Genomic DNA, 22371 nt, shown 5'->3' on the forward strand with positions numbered 1-22371 from the left:
AAAGTCCCTCACGAATGACTCCACCATCTAATGGAATCAGACTCGTGAGGGACTTTTTATACTCAAAAACCAGCTCAGAATGGGATTAGCCCATCTCTTTAATACGCTTACGATTAGGTCGGATATTCCCCATATAGAAAAAATCAAAATGGTAATAAGTGCATTTACGATCATAGCTTAGCCTCCTTGATATATGCGATGTGCTTTTGATATTTAAAATATTGAATCTATATTCAGGATGCTATTGGTTAATGATCAACAGATAGCGTTCAAGGAAATTCCTGTATTTTTTCCTGCTGACAGCCAGCACCTTGCCGTTATCAAGTATAACACTGGAGTATCTGTGACCATTGATATGACGGAGATTGACAAGGAATGATCTCTGGCATCTGAAGAAGCTGCTGGATTGCAGTCTGCTTTCGATTGAAGAGATTCCCTCATGGCAGCAGACAGGATCGGATGAATCAACAGTATAGATAAGCGAGTATCTTCCGTTGCTTTCTATATAGAGGATTTTATTCTCTTTTATGACCACATTATTCCGATTTGCCTGAAGTGGTATAACATGAGTATTGTCTATTCTTGAAATAAATGAATTCATCATCTCATTGAATCTGTCCTTGTCTACTGGCTTAGTCAGGAAGCGAAAGGCACCTATACGGAATGTATCAAATACGATGTCACTGTATCCAGACAGGAAGACAATTGTGACTTTCTGATCAAAATCCCTGATCTTTTCAGAGATTGTAATACCATCTTCTGGAGCATCATCAAACTTGTAATCCATAAAGATCAGATCATAGCTCTGACCTGATGACAGAAGCAGATCGCCTGATCTGAATGAATCCACTGTATATTTAAGGCCGCATGACATTGAATATGTGTTGAGGTGATTTTTACATCATCAATGGAATACTTACTGTCATCGCAGATGGCGATCCTGATCATTGTATTATCTCCTTATTTTGATCTACTGATTCTAGCGAATCAATGATAGCTGATATGGCATGATTTTGCAATATGTAAATGGGGATGCAACTTTATCGGAAAACAAAAAACTATGACGAATCGTTTGTCTACTGCATTTCATTACAAAGGGGCTATGAGCTCATTTTTTAATTCAAAAAAATGAAACTATATATCGTTTTTATCAATTTTACCAAAGTGATTTCCCTTGGTATATTGTATACAAGGCACTGGTAAATTGGCTATGGAAGAAGGATTCAAGAGGACAAATATCAAGGGTGGATCAGCCTTTGAGGATGTGGAAGGGTATTCCAGGATAGTAAAGGCAGGACCGTTTGTGTTTGTCTCAGGCACGACATCAGTGACGCCTGAGGGTAGCGTATATGGAGAGGGAGATGCCTATGAGCAGGCCAGATATATATTCAATAAGCTAGTGATGCTCCTCGAAAGCAATGGAGTCAAGAGAGAGGAGGTAGTAAAGGTGAATATCTATACAACAGACACCGGAAAAAATATGGATATAACCAGAGCCTATTCGGAATAGATCATTGTAATAATTTTTTGTATCAGCGGCATTCTTTTCAGCATATTTCTTTTTATAATCAAGTGCTGCTTTTGTATTGATATAATAGATCAGAAGTAGGGAACCGGCTACTGCAATAAAACCGCTAATGATATGCAGTATCTCCCCGGCAGTCCGAAAACTTATTTTATAGCCATTTACTAATGCTGTCGTAAAGTATGAGTATTGCAGGGCAAAAAGAAGCATAAAGATACTGAAGAACCATCCACCCGGCCCGGAAAGTGAAAAATCGCATGATGATCGCATATATTTCCTTAGAATCTGGAATATCCATATACATGCGGTTGTTGATATACTGCATAATACTACGCTATCGAACCTGAGGTATAATTCTGTCATATAAAACAGGGCTTTGAACGCTGATTATGAGACACCAAGAATTGGAAAGCATTCCATGAAAAGCTGTAAGGAGTAATAAGTTATAATTAAAAATGTCCGCACCCTTATTTTTGTCTAAAATTATGGGTTCATTATAGTTGAAAACTCCCTATCATCTTGCTATAATCTTCTTGGGTGTCACCAAGATGGTGGACGGCTGGCCCTCTCCGGAGGGACTGTGACCCTCCGTTTACATAGAAACCTGAAAGGGAATCCAGTGGAAAGGAGGGCGACGCTTATGTTGACGATTGAAGGACTACTTGCAGTTCTCAGTTTCGGACTGACCTGCTTTAGCATCGGATACGCCATTGGGCGTAACGATAATCACAAGACACAGAAGTAGCCGCCCCGGTCTGGAAAACTAGGCGGCTATTTCGATAGCTAAATATAATTTGGGCCAGCCGTCTATCGGTGACACCTTTTATCTAATAGCAATATAACACAAACCGTTAGTGATTTCAAGTCTATTGTTGATGTATAATTAAAACTGACCCATGTAGTAGTCAACAAATTTTAGACACAAATTTATGTTTTTTTGTCTCTCTGTTCAAGCAGAGAAGATCAACTGTTTTAGAAATGGATCTTCTCTGTCTTTATTATATAAGATCCGTGTCCAAAAATTAACCCCTCCGTGTCTAAAATAAGTTTACCACTTCATTTCAACGCGGAGTAAGGCATAAGAAAAAGGTGAAAAATGGACCTGTCCTTTTTTTGCCTTGACATAGGGGCGAGATTGCTGTATACTAGATAAATTATGTGAAAAATAGATACAGGTTTAAATTGGAAACGATAATGCTCCTTTCGTGAGTGGACCCGAACAACACAGGTATCACACGAAAGGAGATTTTTTTATGCAGAATTTACCGAAGAACTGGCTTGAAAACCTGATTTTTACAGTGATTATGGCTTTTCTCATGGTCTATGCGATGATATGCTATAATATCGCACTGAATATAGGAGGGATGAATGACCAGGTATTTATCAAGGCTTTTGGCGAGCTGAGAATCATGTGGCCGGTAGCGATAGTACTGGAGATGTTCGTGATGGAGAAGCCGGTGATGTACCTGACAGGTCGCGTGGTTACAAGGGAGATGCCTTTTTTCGCAGTCCTTCTTATTAGGTGCTCGCTTACCGTCTGCCTTATGTGCCCGACCATGAGTCTGGTGGCGACACTTCTGTTCAAGGATTTTGCCGGGGCCGGATTTGTGAGCACCTGGGTGCAGACAGCAGCGATGAATTTCCCGATGGCACTGGCTTGGCAGATCTTCTTTGCCGGACCGCTGGGAAGGCTTGTATTCAGGCTTATATTCAGAAGAGCACAGGCAAAAAACGGTGAATTAGTTAGAGATTAATACCGAATCAGCTGCCAGCCAGTGGAATGGGCAGTACAGGCATACAGACCCGTCTGATTTCCTAAAGGGAAGTCAGGCGGGATTTTTTTTAGAATAGAGGTGAAAAAGGGGACAGACACTTTTGTCATCTCGTGTTATAATAGTTATATCAGTTCAGAAGACAGGACAATGCTGGAGGTTTACATGGATGATCGTTATCTTCCTATTGGAAAACAGAACTTCAGAGATATAAGAGAGAACCACTATGTCTACGTGGACAAGACCAGATACGTCTGGGAGCTTACGAGAACCACGATGCCATACTTTCTCTCCCGCCCGAGGCGCTTCGGGAAAAGCCTTTTTATCTCTACGCTTTACAGCTTTTTCTCGGGAGAGAAGGAGCTTTTTAAGGGGCTCTATATAGAGGAGAAGGAGAACGCGAGGGGAGATAAGGCGTGGACGAAGTATCCGGTAATCTATTTTTCGCTGTCAGGCGGGCAGTATAACGAACAGGATGGATTGGAAGCAAAGCTTTGCAAGACACTTGATTTTGTCGAGGATAAATACAGGCTAAGGCACTGTGACTATGATCTGGCTGTTCGATTCGAGGACATGATTGAGCAGTTATATGAGAAGACCGGACGTCAGGTGGTAGTGCTAGTAGATGAGTATGACAAGCCTCTGCTTTCTACTATGATATCTAATCCCGCCCAGGAGGAGAAAAACAGGCAGCTGTATAAGGGATTTTTCTCGGTGCTCAAGGATATGGACGGCTATCTGCGGTTCGTATTCTTTACCGGAGTGACGAAATTCTCGAAGGTCTCGATTTTCTCGGATCTAAATCAGCTGAACGATATTTCGATGCATAACGAATACGCAGGCATCTGTGGCATCACAGAGGAAGAGCTGCAAGAGAACTTCGAACCTGAGATTGACTATATGGCGAAAGAACAGGGCATCTCTAGAACAGAGTGTCAGGCGAAGCTTGCAAAAATGTATGACGGATACCATTTTTCACGGAGTGGGGCAGGAGTATATAATCCTTTCAGTCTGCTGTGCGCCTTTGATGCCGGGGATTTCGGCAGCTACTGGTTCGAATCCGGGACACCTGAGATACTGATCAAGAAGCTCAACTCATCCAGGATGAATCTCTATCAGCTGACAGAGGGAGTACGTGCCAGGGAATCTGTACTTAAAAGCTACCGTGTGGATGATCCGGATCCGGTTCCGCTTTTCTATCAGGCCGGGTACCTGACTATCTGCGGTTACGACAACCGCTTCGGCAACTACACGCTGCGTTTTCCGAATGACGAGGTGAAGTACGGATTCATGGAATCGCTGGTGCACTATGAGCTGGGAGATTCCGCCAGAGAGAATCCTCTGGCACTTGACAATCTGATCATGGATCTGGAGGGTGGGAATCCGGACTCATTCCTGACCCGCCTCACCTCCCTCTTCGCCTCGATCCCGTACCCGGAGGGCAGAGCCCCGCAGTACGAGGGTGAGTGGTCGAGACAGCTCTACCTAATCCTATCGCTGATGGGAGCCTATACGAGCTGCGAGGTGCATATGGCAACAGGACGCGCCGACTGTGTGGTGCAGACAGCTGACTATATCTATGTCTTCGAGTTTAAGCTCGACGCACCGATTGAGGAAGCGATGAAGCAGATCGATGACAGAGGCTATACGATACCCTACACCGCAGATCAGAGGAAGCTGTATAAAATCGGAGTGGTTTTCTCGACAGAGAAGCGTAATATCGCCGATTATCAGATAAGGTAAATGGTGCAAGATCTATTGCTTCCCATATACCTTTATCCTTTCTCACTTGATAGAACCTTACCAATATCACTACTTCTAAAAAGATGAAAAATGGACCTGTCCCATTTTTCATCTAGGTGTTGTAATATGAATATAAGAATAAAGATAAAACATCTTAAAGAAAGAATTGCGCTTAATAGAAGAGCATTTATCATGTATTCCGTCCTTCGGGGACTGGTGATCCTTACTGCGGTGAGGTGTTTTTTTCAGTCGAACTTCGAGGGGCTGGCTCTATGCGTAGTTTCGCTTATACTATTTTTGGTACCTTCGTTTCTGGAAGAGACGATCAAGGTAGATATCCCGCCGCTATTTGAGTGTATAATTTATGCGTTTATTTTTGCAGCGGAGATACTTGGCGAGGTGAATCGCTACTACACCATGATACCGGGCTGGGATACTATGCTTCACACGCTGAATGGCTTCTTATGTGCGGCGATAGGATTCTCGCTTTTTGATATATTAAACCGCAGGAGTAAAAATATCAGTCTCTCACCGTTCTATATGGCGGTAGTCGGCTTCTGTTTTTCGATGACAGTAGGTGTGCTCTGGGAATTCTTTGAATATACCATGGATTCGATATTCTTTCTGGATATGCAGAAGGACTTCATCGTACAAAAAATCGGAACCATAAAACTAGATACTACTGGAACCCAGACGCCAGTGATAATCGATCATATCAAAAAGACAGTGATTTTTACCGCGACAGGCAGAAAATACACTATAAACGGAGGGTACCTGGATATAGGAATAATCGACACGATGAAGGATCTGCTTGTGAACTGCATCGGAGCTGTAGTATTCTCTATAGCAGGATATATCTATGAGAAGGCGAGAAATCTCTCGTCGAAGAAGAATCCTCTCGTGAACGTGGCTCCCGGCCTGATGATTACGGCGCTGTCAGATGAGGATCTCCGCAGGCAGGAGGAGGAGATTCTGGCAAGACAGACTGCTATAGCGGAGGAGAAGAAGAGAAGAAGATTAGAAAGGTGAAAAATGGACCTGTCCCTTTTTTCATCTGCACTCACAGTCGGCCAGATGATCATTGATTATGCCGATGGACTGGAGGAAGGAATAGGTGATTACCGGGCCGACATAACTGATACCTCGTTTTTTCATGTCCTTACTTAGGCGCATAGATAGTTCAGATACTGTCGGCACTTCTTCTATCGATTTCCAGTGACCGTCGATCTGTCTGCCACCGGCAGCATCCCACAGGTATGAGTCAAAAGAACCGAATTCCTGCTGTATAGCCAAAACAGCCTGTGCATTCCTGCGTACACTGAATATCTTGCTTCGATTGCGGATCAGGCCGGGGTTTGACAATAGACTAATCAACTCATCGTCTGTCATAGCCGCGCAGGCATCGATATCGAAGTCATGAAATGCCCTGCGGTAGTTGGCGCGCTTATGCAGGATTGTGGCCCAAGACAGACCGGTGCTGGCGCCCTCCAGACAGAGCATCTCGAACTGGTACTGATCGTTATGGTTGATTTTACACCATTCGTGATCATGATATTCTTCAAGGATAGGATCGCCTTCCGACCATCTGCGACACTCACTGCTCATCATCTACCTCCACGTCTATACTGGATTTATCGACTGGACTGCTCATCTAAAAGTCTATTGAAAAACAGGTGAATGTCAAGCACTCGCGGTATGAATAAAGGTGGTGTAGGGTGTTGTAATAACATGACTGATCCATGAGCATCCCTTGTGCTTTTGACTTCACGTCTCTTTATCTATACTTCATGGAGTATAATCGCGCGGAAGTGGATTTTAAAGCCCTGCGTATGATATAATAGTCAGGTAAATCTTCAAGAAAAGCTCTATTAAGGAGGTAATGACATGGAACTGACACAAGCTATGAATATCCGTAGATCTATTCGTTCATATACTGGAGAGATGATATCTAAGGAACAGCTGGATGTGATTCTTAATGCTGCATATGAAGCGCCTATTGGGATGGGAAAGTACGACAGTATTCATTTTACTATCATTACGAACTCGGATCTGCTGGGCGAAATTGATGCCTGCGCCGCACAGTTCTTCGGCAATCCGTCCATGCATCCTCTGTATGGTGCCCCGATGCTTATCGTTATTTCGTCTAACGCAGAGGGGAATGTCGCCAGTGCTAATGTCGGCTTTATCCTCCAGAATATGGCTCTCGCAGCAGTCGAAGAGGGAGTAGGTCAGTGTGACATATATGGAGCCGTAGCAGCGTTAAGCCGGAATAAGAAGCTGCTTGAAAGACTCGAGCTTCCGGAAGGATTCACTCCTCTCGGAGGGCTGATCCTTGGGCAGACAGCAGAGTCTTACTCTGAGCGCGAGATACCTGAGGCACATAGATTTGTGACAAATGAGATCGATTAACTAAAGCTTCCCACATCCTCTATGTGTGGGAAGAAATCCTTAGTAGTAATGGACTACTGAGACTCAATGTGGTAGATTTTTATCGATGAAAATAATAAAAACTATTGCATTTTTTGGGTTTCGAATATACTATATGTAACAGAGTTGCCCGAAGTCTTTTTGGCATTGGGGACAAGGCTGAGACTTGTGCTCAGCTTTTTTACGTTTAGGAGAGATTTTATGGATTTGAAAAAAACATTGACCTTCGATGAACAATTGGATAAGTTAGCAGCCCATGGTATGATTATCACAGATAGAGAGAAAGCAAAAGACATTTTGAAAAGAGTAAATTATTATCGTTTTACGGGTTATGCTTTACAATTCAGACAAGACCCTTCTGGTGGTGACTATATAGAGGGGACTACATTTGAAACGGTATATCATCTATATAAAGTGGATGAAACATTACGTGATACATTCCGGAAGTATATTGAAAAAGCAGAAGTATATTATAGGACGCAGATTGCATATGGATTTTTACTTGCTAAATGTACGGAGACTCCGTATGATCAGCATTATGATGAGAATAATTTCTATAACAAAAAGGGTTACAGAGAAGGTATGGAAAATTTCAGCAGGGAGAAAAATTATTATAAAGATAGCTTGATTGTGAAGCATCATAAAATGAAATATTCTAGTAAAATGCCATTGTGGGTTATTGTGGAATTAATGTCTTTTTCTAATATGTCTAAATTATACAGCTCTATGTATTATTCAGAAAAAGATGCTATTGCTCATATGGTTGGTGTTGGAAGAGATACATTAGAAAATCATCTTCATTGTTTATCGGTTTTGCGAAACAAATGTGCGCATGCAGCTAGAATGTATAATACAAATTTTAATCCTCCGGCAAAGTTTACAACGTCATTTTTGAGGAAACATCCAGAAATAAAGAATAATTCATTATTTGCTTATACGCTAGTCTTGCTAAAAAGACTTCCGGATGAAGAGAGTAAGAAATCTTTGATGCAGACAGTGGAAACAGTGATAGATGAATACAGAAATGATATTGATTTGAAGTTGATTGGTTTTCCAGAGAATTACTTGGAAATTATGAAGAATAATTTGTAAAATAGGAATATACAACCACTTTTCGTTAGCACTCAATCTAATAAAAGACTTTGAAAAGCCTGGAAAAGTATGTATAACGATAATACATGGAGAGAAAGTAATCGGTTTGGCGCTTATGCGATTATGATCGCCGGAGTAGTTACAATCATTATGGCTGCGATCGTTAAAAATTCATTCTGTGCAGCAATGGCTGCGGTAGGAACTGTGATCCTGGCATCTGCGGTAACCCTTATTTATGCGCATAAGGTATATGTGCAGGAAATTGATACTTTCATTGAAGCGGTGGAGACAAAACTGTATAATATTAAGCAGGAAAAGATATCCGGTGATAATGTGTATCAGTTCTTATTTGGGACAATGAAAGTATCGTTGAATCTGTGCTCCTTATGAGACGGGCAAAGCGGTAATTGAACAGAGTTAGGAGAGAAAAAACGTATGAATCAAATTGTTTCGTTGTTTATGTTTCGTTGTGGTGATTATGAGAAAGTAAAACAGGATGTATGGGAAGAAAACTGGAAAGCCATGCGGCTGTATTCTGCTGTGGCGCTTGTTGCTTTTGGAGTCATAACGCTGGTGAGTGTGTTTTCTCCGAGTATCGGAAAATATAAATGGGTGTATCTGGTCTATACGTTCCTTTCTTTGGCCTATTTTTGCATTTCTTGTTGTCAACTTAGAAGTTTCTTGGGGAAAGAACTGGTTGTATACAGCTTTTTTGCCGCGCTGCTGCTGTTCGGCATTATTACTGGAACGCTGATTACACCGGAGGAGCTCACTGTCAACTACATTGTGTTCATGATGGCAGCGCCGCTGCTGTTTACCGCCAGAACGGCGGTCATGAACGGGCTGATTCTGAGCAGTATGCTGCTCTATAGCGGACTTGCTTTCTTTGCGCAGCACAACCCGATTCTATACAAAAACCTGGAGAATGTTATTCTGTACGGGGTGCTGAGTATGCTTCTGACTGCCATTATGATGCGAAGAAAGCTCCAGAGAATCCTGTACCATAAGGAAAAGGAAATGTTGGAAGTCAGCAAGCGCGAATCGCAGGAACGAATCCTGAATTACGAGAGATTCCTCACTGACATGGTTCGGTATGCCGCTTCAGAAGAAACTCCGGACAAAGTACTGAATCAACTGGTGGAGTATATCGGACAGCGTGTGACCGCCGATCGAGCGTATATCTTTGAACAGAATGACCGCGGAACGTTTGACAACACATACGAGTGGTGCAAAGCGGGCGTATCCAAAGAAAAAGATAACTTGCAGGATGTGCCATATGAAGGCATCATTGAAACATGGTTTGCACAATATCAAGAATCCAATAATGTCATCATCCATGACATTGAAGAATGCAAAAAAACAAGCGGAGCCATCTATGAACGGCTGAAACCTCAGGGTGTCAATACTCTTGTGACAGGGCCAATCAAAATCAACGGCAAGATGGTCGGATTCTATGGTGTGGACAATCCTCCCGAAGAGAAACTGCATGAGATCTCGAATGAGATAGATATGATCGAGTTTATGATCTCTTTTATGATAAGACTGCGCGATAATGCAGATGCACTGGAGCACAGTGCATTATATGACCAGCTCACAGATTGTAAAAACAGAAAAGCACTGGATTGGGCGTACACAGAAAAGCTGGAGAAGTACTTTCCCCTGGCGGTTGTCATGTGCGACCTAAATGGCCTAAAGGAAATAAATGACCAAAAGGGACATGACGCCGGTGATAAATTCATTGTGCAGGCCGCACAGACGCTGAAATCTGTGTTCGGAAAGCGTAATGTGTATCGGCTTGGCGGAGATGAGTTCATTGCGGTTCTGCCAGACATCACACATCCAGCGTTTCAGAAACTACTGGAAACGGCAAAAAGCCAGCTGGGTGATACCGCGTCCCTCGGTGCGACGATAAGCGGCACAAAGGACACGGATTTTGAGTCGCTTCTGAAAGCCGCAGATGCGGAAATGTATGAAAACAAGAAGCAATACTATATCGCGACAGGAAAAGAGCGGAGAAAGCACGGCCTGTGAGAGGGAAAGACCGTAAACTGATAATCGAATTATAAAAAAGAGTAGTTATAAACAAGAAAAATATGATGCCATAATAAGCCGATAAACCAACGCAAAACTCAGCATTATAGGGCATTTTATGATAGAAGATTTTTATGATACGAGTACTTTTTATCTGCCACGGCAATATCTGTCGAAGCGTCAGCGCTGAATATGTCATGCAAACTATCGTGGCTCGGGCCGGAAGATGCGATGATTTCCTGATTGATTCGGCAGCGACATCCACGGAGGAGATCGGAAATCCCATCTACCCTCCGATGGAAGCAGCTCTTCGCCGGAGGGGTATTCCGATTGGACAGCACAGGGCTCGCCAGGTTCGATGGGAGGAGTATGAGGACTGGGATCTGATCGTAGCTATGGACGATGAGAATCTATATTATCTGAACCGCTGTCTTCATGGTGACCCGGATCATAGGGTGCATACTCTGATGGAGTACACAGACAGACCGGATCATAGAATAGAAGATCCATGGTATACCAGAAGGTTCGATAAATGCCTGGATGAGATTGTTGAGGGATGCAGGGCTCTTTTCAGATATCTGATCGAAAAAGCACAGGAGACTTCATCCTCGCCGGAGGTAAAAAGCTCTGAATGAATCCTACACACATGTAGTCCACACCTTCGCCCCTGTCTATGATGAACACAGCCGGATACTGATATTGGGGAGCTTTCCATCGGTTAAGTCACGTGAGAATCGCTTTTACTATGGGAATCCGAATAACCGGTTCTGGCGTGTCATCTCTGCTATAGCCAAAAGCCCGGTGCCTGAAACGATTGATGAGAAGAAGAACCTGCCATAATAAAAGGCCTCCTATGATCTAATATTTTATCATAGAAGACCTTTGTATTGTCTAATTTACAGAGATTTTTTCACAGGCTCAATAATCGCCTAAACCATTGATTATCGCCTAATATGTGATATAATTTAGGCGAAAAGGAGAAGCGCTATGCGAGAATTTAATTATAGTAAGTATAAAGATTACAAATGGGATAGTGAAATACTAGGTTTAGTCTCAGGTATACATGAATACAGAGGAAAGCAAGAGTTGTATTTAGCTCAGAAACCAGCTGTTTTAGATAAGCTTGTTGAGGTTGCAAAAGTTCAAAGTACTGAGAGTTCAAATGCTATTGAGGGAATTTTTACTTCGAATACAAGATTGAAACAATTGATGCAGTCAAAAACTACACCAAGGAATCGTGATGAAGAGGAGATTGCTGGCTATCGATTTGTATTGGATATGATTCATGAAAGTTATGAGTATATTCCGATTTCTTCAAATTATATTCTTCAGTTACACCAGAATCTTTATCGTTTTACCAACAGAAGTATAGGCGGTCATTTTAAAAACAGTGATAACCACATTGTTGCCAGGGATGAAAATGGTATTGAACATGTTATATTTGAACCACTTAGTCCCTTAGAGACACCTATTGCTATTGATAGAATATGTGAAGAGTTTAATAGAGTGTCTGCTACCGAAGAAGTAGATACATTACTTTTAATACCAATATTCATTCATGATTTTCTATGTGTGCATCCTTTTAATGATGGCAATGGTCGAATGAGTAGATTGTTGACAACATTGCTACTCTATAGAGCTGGTTATGTTGTCGGTAGATATGTATCTTTGGAAAAAAAGATAGCTGAATTAAAAGATTTGTATTATGACTCGCTTAACATGAGCCAAAATGGTTGGCATGAAGGAGAAGATGATCCGACTCCTTTTATCAAGTATATACTAAAGACCATAATTGCAGCTTATAAAGATTTTGAGGATCGAATTGAAATTATAGATATAAAGGAACCTGCAATTGAACAGGTAAGAACTGCCGTTTATAAAATAATAGGCAAGTTTACAAAAAGTGAAATAATGGAAATGTGTCCAAAGCTAGGGCGCGCATCCGTAGAAAACTCGTTAACAGCACTTGTAAAGGAAGAAGTGCTTGAACGTCGAGGAAGTGGTAGGGGCACCTATTACGTAAGAAAAGATGCACTTGTTTAATTACTAGACGGTGTGAATTTTTTCCTGTAAATTCAGATCTTCTATGATAATTGATGTGGCTTGACAGCAGTTTATTGCGGGTAAGCCGTTATCTATTTAATAGCAAAACAAGCTGGTATGTCAAGATTTCCCAGTGAAATCTGGTTGTATATTTGCTCTTGATATTCCGGCTTTTGTTGCTATATCAGCATTCTTTCAGGGTACATATAGTAAGTTATAATTAAAAATGTACAAAAGTTATGGAATAAAAATGTACAAATGATATCATTGATAGAGTTACCTAGGAGGCTATATCAATGATAACCAAGACATCCATTATTTCTGATCTCGAGATCAACAGCTTAGAGGATTTACACAAACTGAAACCGATTATGGAGGCAACGAATTTAAAAGTAAATAAGAGCCAGATAGCAAGGGAACTTAACATAGACAGGAGAATCGTGGACAAGTATATAAACGGCTTTGAGAAGTCAAAGCATAGGGCTTCAACGAACTGTATTACTCCATACATGGATACGATCAGGGAACTTCTTTCAGATGAGAATCAGCAGTTATTCTATTACCGCCGAGTGTTATGGCAGTACCTGAAGGACAACCATGGCTATATCGGATCCTATCCAAACTTCTGCAACTATCTGAATGCGGTTCCAGAGTTCAAGGCGTATTTTAATAAACGACGACCATCAAAGAGCCAGGCATTTATACGATATGAGACAGAGGCAGGTAAGCAGGCACAGCTTGACTGGAAAGAATCAATGAAGTTGCTTACCACAGATATCGGATGGGTCGAGATAAATATATTCGTGCTGATTCTTTCTCTGACGTGATATACTATATTTGTAACAGAGATGAAATTATAATGGTCAATTTTCTTGATTGATGAGAATAGGGAGGTTCAAAATGGTTATAAAAAACGAGATACCGATTCTTGAATATGACGACAGTTCAGTCGAAGTTATAGCTCCGGATCAAGACGTGGAGGATTTAAAACTTCCTGAAAAATGCCTGTTTGCTTTTCTTGGGAATGTTGTTCATGAATATGCTAAAGTAAACAATGCTGCTGTAGCAGAGGAACTAATAACTGTGTCCAATAATATAAAGATATATGTTCTAAAAGATGAGAATGAAGATATCTGTTTGGTGCAGTCGCCAATTGGTGCAGCAGCGGCTACGCAGGTCCTTGATACGCTTGTAAGCTGCGGATGCAAGAAAGTCATAGCTGTAGGCTCCTGTGGCGTGCTGGCTGATATTCCAGAGAATGCTTTTCTTGTCCCCACAAAAGCCCTTAGAGCTGAGGGAACATCTTACCATTATCTCCCAGCTGTTAGGTATGTCGATATAGATAATGAGCCTGTGTCGGTAATAGAGAATTGCTTTAAGAAACATAATTTGCCCTTTGTTACGTGTACAACATGGACTACTGACGGATTCTTTAGAGAAACAAAAGACATGGTTCAGTATCGTCTTGAAGAAGGGTGCACGGTGGTTGAAATGGAATGTTCTGCACTAGCAGCTTGCAGCAGAAAAAGGGGAGCTTCATTTGGACAGTTTCTATTTACGGCTGATTCACTTGCTAATGTTCATGATTATGATGCCAGGAACTTTGGAACCAGTTCGCATGAAAAAGCATTGCTATTAGGTTTGGATGTGCTAAGAGATTGGAAATAAAGGAGAGAATCATTGTAAAGAAGTGTCTTCTGTTGATATATCTATGAAGTTTTTCGCGTAAATAAGGTATACTTATCGAGGTTAAAAAAATTGACCTCGATGCAGACAAAGGGTACTAAAGGTGGAAGAACATCTAATCCTTATGTATTTACTGAGGCTGGTATCTATATGTTAATGACAGTGCTGAAAGGTGATCTTGCAGTTAGACAAAGTAAGGCCCTAATAAGGCTTTTTAAAGGCATGAAAGACTATCTAATCGAGTCACCCGCTGCTATTGGTCAGACAGAATTGCTACGACTATCTCTTCAGACAGCGGAAAACACACGCAAAATAAAGCAGATGAAGGAAGAAATGGCAACGAAGAATGATCTTGAGAAATTCCTCGTTAATTTTACTGATAGTCATACTCCGGAAGCTATGAGAATGAGACTCTACAGATACAGATCTATTGTAAAAGAAAGCTCCATTCCTTTTATGGAAAGCATCACAGAAACTGCACTTTCAAAGTGCGCATAAGGAGGCATGAGAACGGTCAGCTTTATTATGAGTATTACATGAATACTGATGATGCTCATACTATGAAGGGTACGACAGTGAGATTGAAACCGTATGATGTACTTCACATTCCGGGGTTAGGCTTTGATGGTCTTGTGGGCTACAGTCCTATAGCAATGGCAAAAAATGCGATTGGTATGGCGATTGCCTGTGAAGAGTATGGAGCAAAGTTTTTTGCCAATGGTGCAGCTCCATCCGGTGTGTTGGAGCATCCGGGAACCATTAAGGATCCTTCCAGAGTGCGTGAGAGCTGGCAGGCAACCTTTGGTGGTTCTGCTAATGCTAACAAGGTGGCGGTATTGGAAGAATGTATATTGCATCTGTCATTCTATGTTTGGAAGATATATAATAATATCAAAGCAAATGATGAGAATGTTCTAAATACAAAAAGAAGGAGGAACACAAGATGGCAGTATGGAGATTACAGGTGAATACAGGTGACACAAATGTTGCCGACTATTGCTTGAAAAATCATGTCGCAGCAATGGGATGGAGTCTTCGTGAATTAACCCAGGCAGAACGTTCTGGGATACATACATTTTTGGATTACTGTAATCTGGCAAGAACTCAGTACAAATCTTTCGACAGTGTATGCCGCATGGTAGAGGATGTGAAAGAAGGAGATCTTCTATGGATGCGCTCAAGAAATGAAGGCAAATACTATATTGCGAGAGTTAAGGCGAACAGTACCTGGGTGTTTCGCGAAGATGCAGTACAGATGGATGCAGCGAATCAGTTGATCAATATAGACTGGTATCCAGCTACAGATAAGGCAGATGAAGAATCCGTTCCTGGTGCTGTGGCAACATCATTTATTATGGGTTCAACCATCCAGAGAATTAAGAAAAATGGAGTGGAAGAATACAGTCAGATGTTGTATAACCGTGTCCACGATTCAGCGCTGGATCTATTCAATTATCCCGATCCAGCCCTCTCGTTATGTGAAAAGCATTTTTACAGCCTGCTTCAGCCGGAAGATGTTGAGGATTTACTTGCGCTGTGGCTGTATGATACGAAAGGCTACGTTTGCATTCCATCGACAAATAAAATTGCTACGCCAAAGTATGAGTGCGTTTTGGTTGATCCAAATGACCTGAACCGAAAGCATATTTACATTCAGGTAAAGAAGGGTGATGTTGATCTCAATACAGATGACTATTCCAGCCTGAATGGTGAAGTGTATTTGCTTACAACAGAAGGAAACGTTCAGAATGCACAGAAATATTCAAATGTGAAAGTAGCAGATCCAACGGTTATCTATGAATTTGCGATCAATCCGGATAAGTCTCATATCATTCCGGAGAATGTTTTATACTGGGTGAAGTTTCTGACAGAAATAGAAAATAATCGTTTGAAGTTTTCTGCGTGTAAAGGAATCATGTTTGATACGAATATCTCGTATTCAGATACAAATGAATCCGAGATGATTCTCGGAAACAAAATTGCGGCATATGGAGATGCTAAACGGTATATCGACAGCTTTCGCAAAGATGACTATGCTCTTTTTTATTCCAAAGGAAGGGGAATTATTGCAGTTGGACAGATCGTTACAGACACACCAACGGAAGTGGGTGATGAAAAATATCATAGTGTCAGAATGATTGTGCCGGAAAATTTCAATGGAGATGTTAAAGCATTGCCTGCTCTTTCACCGAATGAGATTAAAACAATTTTGAAGCGAAATTTTTATTGGGCATCGACAATCAAAACACCATTCCTTACAGGAGTACAGGTTGAGATGTTGATTCGTGAACTGAAAAAGAAGCATATCTAACGAGGTGGCAGAAGGAGGAGAAATAAGCAATGACCTTACAGATTATCAGAAACAATATTACAAAAATGAGCGTTGACGCAATCGTCAATGCCGCAAATACTTCTCTTTTGGGCGGAGGCGGTGTGGACGGCTGCATTCATCGTGCCGCCGGACCGGAGCTGCTTGCAGAATGCAGTGCTCCGCTGAGCGCAGACTGGAAAAAGCGTATAGACGAGGACTACAAAAAGCGTTCAAAATTCGGAAGAACTTTCGATTGATGTTGTTCGTTTCTTGGAGTAGAATATAAATTAGAAATTTTATCTTGCTGCGAGTGCCGACATCGAGGCGATAGCCGAGATGGTAAAAGAGAAGAAATAAGAGGAACAGGAGGCGTTTGCAATGATTTTGTACCACGGAAGCAATGTTATCGTAGAACAGCCGAAACTTATCCGGCAAAATCGCTATCTGGACTTCGGTTTTGGATTTTATACCACTACTAACCGCGATCAGGCAGTGAACTTCGCTCAAAAAGTCACTGACCGCCGCAAAACAGGAGCCGCTACGCTGAATATATATTCCGTAGAGGAGGCTGTGGCTTTCAAGGAGTGCAGCTTGCTGCGCTTTGACAGCCCAGATGAAGCGTGGCTGGATTTTGTAGCTGAGAACCGTCAGGGAACCTATCAGGGAAAGCAGCATGACCTGATTTATGGTGCTGTGGCAAATGATGATGTGTACCGCACCATTACCCTGTATATGACCGGAGTGTTGGATAAGGAACAGACACTGGCGGCACTCAAGATTCGGAAATTGTTCAACCAGCTGGTATTTGCAACTGAGAAGTCCCTGCAATATTTGCATTTTGAAGGGAGGAAGCTTGTATGAACGAAGATCAGTTCAGCGCAATGCTTGCAATCATTGTGCCGCCCATCATCGAACAGATTACAAAAAATAGTAATGTGGATGATGAAACAGCGATTTCCCGCTTTTATCAGTCCAAGCTCTATCAGGAGCTTTCGGATGAAAAATCCAAATTGTGGCATTACAGCCCGATGACGCTGTATACCATGTATCAAGATGAACTTCTGACAGGTTCCTATGATTACCCGGAGGAGGCGTGAGCGATGAGCAAAGAATCCAATTTTTTGATTTATTGCATGGAGCGGTACCGTCATTTCAAAGGGCTTTCCGGTGCAAATGTGGCGAAAACCTTTGAAGAGTATGGCATCTATGGGTATATCACAAAATATTTTGAATCACTGCACACAATGGGGGACCATTGCATCGTGCAGGATATTGACGATTATATTAGCAGCATCACAGGCAATAAGCGGATCAAGTTGTAACTTGCCTGTATGATATTCCCCAAATAGCTGATTTTTTCGACAGTAGGTATGAGTGTCTGTAAAAGTTATGCTGATTATACCGGTAAGCCATCATCGGACAATGATATTCAGTTAATGGTTTATTCTGCGTGGAATTAAATGAAAACTGTACTTGAATTATACAGAATAGTCTGATATTCACGGTTATGGAGTGGATGTCAGCAGTGGGATCTAGCATGTTTCCTTTAAGCGACAGTGGTTATGCCGGTACATTTCAGGATATAATGCGGTACTTGGTATAGAACTGTATCGGATGAAGTTTTAGAAAGTGAAAAAATATATACTGGATGTTTTTAACAATCCCGTTTATGAATAGAAGATTAGAAAAAGATTGACAATTTATCGTTTGGTTACTACAATCTAAGTTATCAAATGATAACTAGAGAATAGAGCTTTCAGCTTTGCAAATGAAGTACCGGGAATTTTTGAGAATGCAAAAGACGCAGAGCAGTAATTTTATTGCCTGCGTCTTTTGTTATTATATTAGGAAAGAGAGGAACATATGGAATCAGATATCATTAAAATCAGCCATCTGAATAAAAGCTTTGGCGAAGTAAAAGCGGTAAATGATTTGAGCTTTCGTGTGAAAAAAGGAGAATTGTTTGCGTTTCTTGGAGTAAACGGTGCAGGGAAAAGCACAACCATTTCCATTCTCTGCGGATTGCTGAAAAAAGACAGCGGAACGGTTCAGGTAAACGGAATAGAAACTGACAAAGCCGGCGCACAGACAAAAAGAATGCTTGGTGTTGTGTTTCAGGATAGCGTGCTTGACAAACCGCTTACGGTGAAAGAAAACCTAAAGAGCAGGGCTGCTTTGTATGGCATTACAGGAAATGCCTTTGATAAGAGATTACAGGAGCTGGTCGGGATTCTGGATTTTGACGAGTTTTTAAACAGACCTGTAGGCAAGCTGTCGGGAGGTCAGATAAGAAGAATTGATATTGCCCGTGCCTTATTGCACAGACCGGAGATTTTGATTCTTGACGAGCCTACCACAGGGCTTGATCCGCAGACAAGGCAGTTAATCTGGAATGTTATCGAGAAGCTTCAGAAAACAGAAAATATGACAGTATTTCTGACTACACATTATATGGAAGAGGCTGCCAATGCCGGGTATGTTGTGATTCTTGACAAAGGAAGTATTGCAGCGGAAGGTACACCGTTTGAACTTAAAAATGATTATGTACAGAATATAGTGTCTGTTTACGGTGTTTCCGAGGATGAAATAAAGACATTGAACAGAGAATATAAGAAAATACGTGACGGATATCAGTTAAAAGTAAGAAATATGAAGGAAGCAACGAGGCTTATTGTAGAGCATCAGGACCTATTCACGGATTATGAAGTAGTAAAAGGCGGAATGGATGATGTATTTCTTGCAGTCACAGGGAAAAAGCTGGGAGGTGAGCAGTGATGAGAACAGTATTGGCATTAATGAGCAGGAACAGGAAACTGTTTTTTAAAGATAAAGGGATGTTGCTTACATCAATGATCACACCCGTCATTCTGATTGTCCTGTATGCTACGTTTCTAGCAAAGATTTACAGAGATTCTTTTACAGCAGCGATTCATGATATGATTACGATTTCGGATAAGCTTATTAATGGAACCGTGGCAGCACAGCTGACAGCATCACTTATGGCAGTGAGCTGTATTACTGTAACATTTTGTGTGAATCTGACTATGGTGCAGGACAAGGCAAATGGAACAAGGAGGGATTTCAATGTCTCGCCGGTCAGCAGGGGGAAAATTTATTTGGGATATTTTCTCTCGACAGTTGCTAATTCTTTAATGGTCAATGGACTTGCATTTGTATTATGTCTGGGATATCTGTTTAAAATGGGATGGTATATGAATGCAGCAGACGTATTATGGGTTCTATTCGATATGATATTGCTCGTCCTGTTTGGAAGTACACTTTCAAGTATCATTAGCTTTCCGCTGACAACACAGGGACAGCTTTCGGCTGTAGGTACAATTGTCAGCGCAGGATATGGTTTTATATGTGGTGCTTATATGCCGATTTCAAATTATGGTTCAGGTATTCAGAAGGCGCTGTCTTATCTTCCGAGTACATATGCCACTTCATTGATCAAGAATCATATGCTTCACGGAGTTTTCAGGGAGATGGAGAGAAAACATTATCCGGATGAAATGGTTGAGGCGATAAGAGACACTCTTGATTGCAATCCGGTATTTCATGGAAATGTGGTAAGTGTTAATCAGATGATCGGTATTATGATGGGAAGTATAGCTGTATTAGGAATAATTTATTATTTTGTTACATCGCTGCCGGATGTTGAAGGCGAACGATAAATCCAAAGCATTGATAGTAAAATGCAGATATCTGCAAAAAATTCATGAACATCATTGACGTAGAAGGCTTGGAAATGGTATATTATACATGAAATAAATGCGGATAACCGCAAATAAATCGTGAGGTGTGTAAATGTATCCGAGAGAACAATATTTGAAAAAGATTATTTCAAAGAAGGATAATGGACGTGTTAAGATCATCACGGGACTTCGCAGAAGCGGAAAATCGGTACTGTTGTTTAGGCTGTATCGGGAATGGCTTCTGGGAGAAGGTGTGAAGGAAGACCAGATCATTGCCTTGGCATTGGATATATTGGAAAATGCCAGGTATCGTAATCCATTGGAATTGGATAAATACGTGCGTGATCATATGGTTGATCCTAAAAAGAGATATTACATTTTCATCGATGAGATTCAGTTTGTATCTGAGATCCGGAATCCTTACGTGGATAATGAGGATGCCAAGATAACATTTATTGATGTAATCCTTGGACTTATGCATATGGATAATGCAGATGTGTATGTTACCGGTAGTAATTCTAAGATGCTGTCTTCAGATATATTGACTCAGTTTAGAGACAGAGGTGATGAAATCCGCGTATATCCGTTGTCATTTGCGGAGTTTTATAAAGAATATGAAGGGGATAAAAGGGGAGCTTGGCAGGATTATTATACTTATGGCGGAATGCCACTTGCCACTTCTCTTGAATCGCATGAGGAGAAAAGCAGGTATTTAAAGGATCTCTTCGACAGGACCTATATAAAAGATGTACTTGAAAGACACAAAATAAAGAATGATACGGAAGTACTGGATATATTGCTGGATGTCCTTGCATCGGGGATTGGATCGTTTACCAATCCAAGTAAACTGGCTAATACATTTAAAAGTGAACGGCAGATTGGCATAGGCTCAGAAACGATTGAAAAATATATTGGATATTTTGAGGAATCATTTCTCATTGAGAAAGCTGTTCGCTATGATGTTAAGGGTAGGAAATACATCGGAACCCCTGCAAAATACTATTACACCGATCTGGGGCTTCGCAATGCAAGACTTGGATTCAGACAGTTGGAAGAGACTCATATCATGGAAAACGTACTGTACAACGATCTCATCCGAAGAGGCATGAATGTTGATGTGGGTGTGGTGGAATACAATACTAAGGATGCAAACGGTAAGAAGATCCGAAAGCAGCTGGAAGTGGATTTCGTTGTAAACCAGGGAGGCAAGCGGTTTTATGTTCAATCGGCCTTATCCATAGCTGATCCGGAGAAAAAAGAACAGGAGATAGAATCGTTGAAAAGAATCCCCGACTCTTTTAGCAAGATTGTCGTAGTTCGGGATTACCTTAAGCCGTGGCAGGATGAAAACGGGATCACATATGTTGGGATAGAACAATTCCTTCTGAATGAAGATCTCTTGAAATGATATATCTATCATATTGTTAAAAGGCACTTACATATGTGTATGTGTGCATCTTTTTCGCCATAGTTGGACTCCTTTCGACATGGTTTTATGATAGGAGAAACCCAACTTAGAAACAACTATTTTTTTGTCTTAAATTATGGGCTCATTATATAGGGACGTTCTCTGTAATGGTATCACGCAAGATACCATGTCAGAAAAAGTCTGCCTACTTGATATGAATTTGAAATACGGTACAATAAAAATACCAGGAACAAAACAAGGCTCATGAATCACAAGAGGGGAAAAGTAAATGGAGAAGAGGTAATTGTTATGTCCGGTGAGATCATACAGAAGAAGATGCTGCCAAAGTATATTGAGGTACGCGGTGCAAAGGTTCATAACCTTAAAAATATCAATATAGATGTCCCGCTTAACGAGATTGTAGCGATTGCAGGTGTCTCCGGTTCGGGAAAATCGTCGCTTGCACTTGGCGCGTTGTATGCAGAGGGATCCCGCAGGTATTTGGAATCCCTTTCTACCTATACTGTCAAACGGCAAATTATTAGCGGAGGAAACGGCGTGTTATTTTCGACGATTTCTCCGCTCAACGGCATTTTATTTTCGGTGACGGCACAATCTTGGCGTAAGAAACGGCA

At 41.3% G+C, this 22371-nt stretch carries 25 protein-coding genes and 2 pseudogenes; 24 read left to right on the plus strand and 3 right to left on the minus strand.

Annotated features, from left to right (window positions below):
• Nucleotides 1-241: 241 nt before the first annotated feature.
• Nucleotides 242-850: a LytR/AlgR family response regulator transcription factor gene (locus ACTNCK_RS10305; protein WP_441082618.1), complete on the minus strand. Its 609-nt coding sequence runs from the start codon at nucleotides 848-850 to the stop codon at nucleotides 242-244.
• Nucleotides 793-948, minus strand: coding sequence for a hypothetical protein (locus ACTNCK_RS10310; protein WP_441082620.1), 156 nt, complete (start codon nucleotides 946-948; stop codon nucleotides 793-795). The genes ACTNCK_RS10305 and ACTNCK_RS10310 overlap by 58 nt, the downstream gene beginning before the upstream one ends.
• A gap of 262 nt (nucleotides 949-1210) precedes the next feature.
• Here ACTNCK_RS10310 and ACTNCK_RS10315 point away from each other — a divergent pair, with 262 nt between their 5' ends.
• From ACTNCK_RS10315 to ACTNCK_RS10330, 4 genes are all read left to right on the plus strand, one after another.
• Nucleotides 1211-1510: a Rid family hydrolase gene (locus ACTNCK_RS10315; protein WP_441082622.1), complete on the plus strand. Its 300-nt coding sequence runs from the start codon at nucleotides 1211-1213 to the stop codon at nucleotides 1508-1510.
• A gap of 1268 nt (nucleotides 1511-2778) precedes the next feature.
• Entirely contained in the window at nucleotides 2779-3279 is a 501-nt protein-coding gene (locus ACTNCK_RS10320; RefSeq protein WP_441082624.1) for a DUF2798 domain-containing protein, read from the plus strand.
• A 183-nt stretch (nucleotides 3280-3462) separates the two neighbouring features.
• On the plus strand, nucleotides 3463-5040 hold the full coding sequence (locus tag ACTNCK_RS10325) for an AAA family ATPase (RefSeq protein WP_441082626.1): 1578 nt from the start codon (nucleotides 3463-3465) through the stop codon (nucleotides 5038-5040).
• A gap of 126 nt (nucleotides 5041-5166) precedes the next feature.
• Nucleotides 5167-6069 carry a hypothetical protein gene (locus ACTNCK_RS10330; protein WP_441082628.1) on the plus strand — a complete coding sequence of 301 codons (903 nt, stop codon included), beginning with the start codon at nucleotides 5167-5169 and terminating at the stop codon, nucleotides 6067-6069.
• A 21-nt stretch (nucleotides 6070-6090) separates the two neighbouring features.
• Here the strand turns inward: ACTNCK_RS10330 and ACTNCK_RS10335 are convergent, their stop codons facing one another.
• On the minus strand, nucleotides 6091-6648 hold the full coding sequence (locus ACTNCK_RS10335; protein WP_441082630.1) for a DNA-3-methyladenine glycosylase I: 558 nt from the start codon (nucleotides 6646-6648) through the stop codon (nucleotides 6091-6093).
• Nucleotides 6649-6924: 276 nt separating this feature from the next.
• Between ACTNCK_RS10335 and ACTNCK_RS10340 the strand changes: the two genes are divergently transcribed.
• The 20 genes and pseudogenes from ACTNCK_RS10340 to ACTNCK_RS10435 all read left to right on the plus strand — a co-directional run.
• Nucleotides 6925-7449: a nitroreductase family protein gene (locus tag ACTNCK_RS10340; protein ID WP_441082632.1), complete on the plus strand. Its 525-nt coding sequence runs from the start codon at nucleotides 6925-6927 to the stop codon at nucleotides 7447-7449.
• A 219-nt stretch (nucleotides 7450-7668) separates the two neighbouring features.
• Nucleotides 7669-8559, plus strand: a complete 891-nt coding sequence (locus ACTNCK_RS10345) for an Abi family protein (RefSeq protein ID WP_441082634.1) — start codon at nucleotides 7669-7671, stop codon at nucleotides 8557-8559.
• A 69-nt stretch (nucleotides 8560-8628) separates the two neighbouring features.
• Entirely contained in the window at nucleotides 8629-8949 is a 321-nt protein-coding gene (locus tag ACTNCK_RS10350) for an SdpI family protein (protein ID WP_441082635.1), read from the plus strand.
• A 45-nt stretch (nucleotides 8950-8994) separates the two neighbouring features.
• Complete coding sequence (locus tag ACTNCK_RS10355; protein ID WP_441082637.1) at nucleotides 8995-10590, plus strand: diguanylate cyclase domain-containing protein; 1596 nt, start codon at nucleotides 8995-8997, stop codon at nucleotides 10588-10590.
• A 134-nt stretch (nucleotides 10591-10724) separates the two neighbouring features.
• Entirely contained in the window at nucleotides 10725-11225 is a 501-nt protein-coding gene (locus tag ACTNCK_RS10360) for a low molecular weight protein-tyrosine-phosphatase (protein WP_441082638.1), read from the plus strand.
• A pseudogene (locus ACTNCK_RS10365) lies at nucleotides 11218-11424 on the plus strand (DNA-deoxyinosine glycosylase); the annotation flags it as partial. The gene ACTNCK_RS10360 and the pseudogene ACTNCK_RS10365, both read left to right, overlap by 8 nt.
• A 153-nt stretch (nucleotides 11425-11577) precedes the next feature.
• A complete protein-coding gene (locus ACTNCK_RS10370; protein WP_441082639.1) occupies nucleotides 11578-12633 on the plus strand; it encodes a Fic family protein in 1056 nt (351 codons plus the stop codon).
• Between the two features lie 296 nt (nucleotides 12634-12929).
• Entirely contained in the window at nucleotides 12930-13460 is a 531-nt protein-coding gene (locus ACTNCK_RS10375) for a hypothetical protein (RefSeq protein WP_441082640.1), read from the plus strand.
• A gap of 73 nt (nucleotides 13461-13533) precedes the next feature.
• Nucleotides 13534-14301 carry a nucleoside phosphorylase gene (locus ACTNCK_RS10380; protein ID WP_441082641.1) on the plus strand — a complete coding sequence of 256 codons (768 nt, stop codon included), beginning with the start codon at nucleotides 13534-13536 and terminating at the stop codon, nucleotides 14299-14301.
• A 99-nt stretch (nucleotides 14302-14400) separates the two neighbouring features.
• Nucleotides 14401-14817 (plus strand): hypothetical protein, encoded by a 417-nt coding sequence (locus ACTNCK_RS10385; protein ID WP_441082642.1) that lies wholly within the window; start codon nucleotides 14401-14403, stop codon nucleotides 14815-14817.
• Nucleotides 14818-14819: 2 nt separating this feature from the next.
• Nucleotides 14820-15164 (plus strand): annotated as a pseudogene (locus ACTNCK_RS10390) (phage portal protein); the annotation flags it as partial.
• A gap of 98 nt (nucleotides 15165-15262) precedes the next feature.
• Nucleotides 15263-16630, plus strand: a complete 1368-nt coding sequence (locus tag ACTNCK_RS10395; RefSeq protein ID WP_441082643.1) for a hypothetical protein — start codon at nucleotides 15263-15265, stop codon at nucleotides 16628-16630.
• Between the two features lie 29 nt (nucleotides 16631-16659).
• Nucleotides 16660-16887 carry a macro domain-containing protein gene (locus ACTNCK_RS10400; RefSeq protein WP_441082644.1) on the plus strand — a complete coding sequence of 76 codons (228 nt, stop codon included), beginning with the start codon at nucleotides 16660-16662 and terminating at the stop codon, nucleotides 16885-16887.
• 121 nt (nucleotides 16888-17008) lie between these two features.
• Nucleotides 17009-17491, plus strand: coding sequence for a DUF3990 domain-containing protein (locus ACTNCK_RS10405; protein WP_117965648.1), 483 nt, complete (start codon nucleotides 17009-17011; stop codon nucleotides 17489-17491).
• A complete protein-coding gene (locus tag ACTNCK_RS10410) occupies nucleotides 17488-17727 on the plus strand; it encodes a hypothetical protein (RefSeq protein WP_441082645.1) in 240 nt (79 codons plus the stop codon). The genes ACTNCK_RS10405 and ACTNCK_RS10410 overlap by 4 nt, the downstream gene beginning before the upstream one ends.
• A gap of 3 nt (nucleotides 17728-17730) precedes the next feature.
• Nucleotides 17731-17952 (plus strand): DUF3791 domain-containing protein, encoded by a 222-nt coding sequence (locus tag ACTNCK_RS10415; protein ID WP_441082646.1) that lies wholly within the window; start codon nucleotides 17731-17733, stop codon nucleotides 17950-17952.
• Between the two features lie 541 nt (nucleotides 17953-18493).
• On the plus strand, nucleotides 18494-19405 hold the full coding sequence (locus ACTNCK_RS10420; RefSeq protein WP_441082647.1) for an ABC transporter ATP-binding protein: 912 nt from the start codon (nucleotides 18494-18496) through the stop codon (nucleotides 19403-19405).
• A complete protein-coding gene (locus ACTNCK_RS10425) occupies nucleotides 19405-20307 on the plus strand; it encodes an ABC transporter permease (protein WP_441082648.1) in 903 nt (300 codons plus the stop codon). Before ACTNCK_RS10420 ends, ACTNCK_RS10425 begins: the two co-directional genes overlap by 1 nt.
• Before the next feature lie 133 nt (nucleotides 20308-20440).
• On the plus strand, nucleotides 20441-21736 hold the full coding sequence (locus ACTNCK_RS10430) for an ATP-binding protein (protein WP_441082649.1): 1296 nt from the start codon (nucleotides 20441-20443) through the stop codon (nucleotides 21734-21736).
• Between the two features lie 309 nt (nucleotides 21737-22045).
• On the plus strand, nucleotides 22046-22371 hold a 326-nt coding region (locus ACTNCK_RS10435), incomplete at its 3' end, for a hypothetical protein (RefSeq protein WP_441082650.1).

The organism is Candidatus Weimeria sp. HCP3S3_B5, assembly GCF_052064335.1.
Taxonomy (GTDB): Bacteria; Bacillota; Clostridia; order Lachnospirales; family Lachnospiraceae; genus Weimeria.

Bases quoted from the DNA above. Each gene is read 5' to 3' on its own strand.
- ACTNCK_RS10310 (WP_441082620.1), bottom strand. From the start codon at position 948: ATGATCAGGATCGCCATCTGCGATGACAGTAAGTATTCCATTGATGAT.
- ACTNCK_RS10315 (WP_441082622.1), top strand. From the start codon at position 1,211: ATGGAAGAAGGATTCAAGAGGACAAATATCAAGGGTGGATCAGCCTTT.
- ACTNCK_RS10415 (WP_441082646.1), top strand. From the start codon at position 17,731: ATGAGCAAAGAATCCAATTTTTTGATTTATTGCATGGAGCGGTACCGT.
- ACTNCK_RS10425 (WP_441082648.1), top strand. From the start codon at position 19,405: ATGAGAACAGTATTGGCATTAATGAGCAGGAACAGGAAACTGTTTTTT.
- ACTNCK_RS10400 (WP_441082644.1), top strand. From the start codon at position 16,660: ATGACCTTACAGATTATCAGAAACAATATTACAAAAATGAGCGTTGAC.
- ACTNCK_RS10370 (WP_441082639.1), top strand. From the start codon at position 11,578: ATGCGAGAATTTAATTATAGTAAGTATAAAGATTACAAATGGGATAGT.
- ACTNCK_RS10410 (WP_441082645.1), top strand. From the start codon at position 17,488: ATGAACGAAGATCAGTTCAGCGCAATGCTTGCAATCATTGTGCCGCCC.
- ACTNCK_RS10320 (WP_441082624.1), top strand. From the start codon at position 2,779: ATGCAGAATTTACCGAAGAACTGGCTTGAAAACCTGATTTTTACAGTG.
- ACTNCK_RS10420 (WP_441082647.1), top strand. From the start codon at position 18,494: ATGGAATCAGATATCATTAAAATCAGCCATCTGAATAAAAGCTTTGGC.
- ACTNCK_RS10325 (WP_441082626.1), top strand. From the start codon at position 3,463: ATGGATGATCGTTATCTTCCTATTGGAAAACAGAACTTCAGAGATATA.
- ACTNCK_RS10385 (WP_441082642.1), top strand. From the start codon at position 14,401: ATGCAGACAAAGGGTACTAAAGGTGGAAGAACATCTAATCCTTATGTA.
- ACTNCK_RS10395 (WP_441082643.1), top strand. From the start codon at position 15,263: ATGGCAGTATGGAGATTACAGGTGAATACAGGTGACACAAATGTTGCC.
- ACTNCK_RS10330 (WP_441082628.1), top strand. From the start codon at position 5,167: ATGAATATAAGAATAAAGATAAAACATCTTAAAGAAAGAATTGCGCTT.
- ACTNCK_RS10335 (WP_441082630.1), bottom strand. From the start codon at position 6,648: ATGATGAGCAGTGAGTGTCGCAGATGGTCGGAAGGCGATCCTATCCTT.
- ACTNCK_RS10350 (WP_441082635.1), top strand. From the start codon at position 8,629: ATGTATAACGATAATACATGGAGAGAAAGTAATCGGTTTGGCGCTTAT.
- ACTNCK_RS10375 (WP_441082640.1), top strand. From the start codon at position 12,930: ATGATAACCAAGACATCCATTATTTCTGATCTCGAGATCAACAGCTTA.
- ACTNCK_RS10355 (WP_441082637.1), top strand. From the start codon at position 8,995: ATGAATCAAATTGTTTCGTTGTTTATGTTTCGTTGTGGTGATTATGAG.
- ACTNCK_RS10345 (WP_441082634.1), top strand. From the start codon at position 7,669: ATGGATTTGAAAAAAACATTGACCTTCGATGAACAATTGGATAAGTTA.
- ACTNCK_RS10405 (WP_117965648.1), top strand. From the start codon at position 17,009: ATGATTTTGTACCACGGAAGCAATGTTATCGTAGAACAGCCGAAACTT.
- ACTNCK_RS10430 (WP_441082649.1), top strand. From the start codon at position 20,441: ATGTATCCGAGAGAACAATATTTGAAAAAGATTATTTCAAAGAAGGAT.
- ACTNCK_RS10380 (WP_441082641.1), top strand. From the start codon at position 13,534: ATGGTTATAAAAAACGAGATACCGATTCTTGAATATGACGACAGTTCA.
- ACTNCK_RS10360 (WP_441082638.1), top strand. From the start codon at position 10,725: ATGATACGAGTACTTTTTATCTGCCACGGCAATATCTGTCGAAGCGTC.
- ACTNCK_RS10340 (WP_441082632.1), top strand. From the start codon at position 6,925: ATGGAACTGACACAAGCTATGAATATCCGTAGATCTATTCGTTCATAT.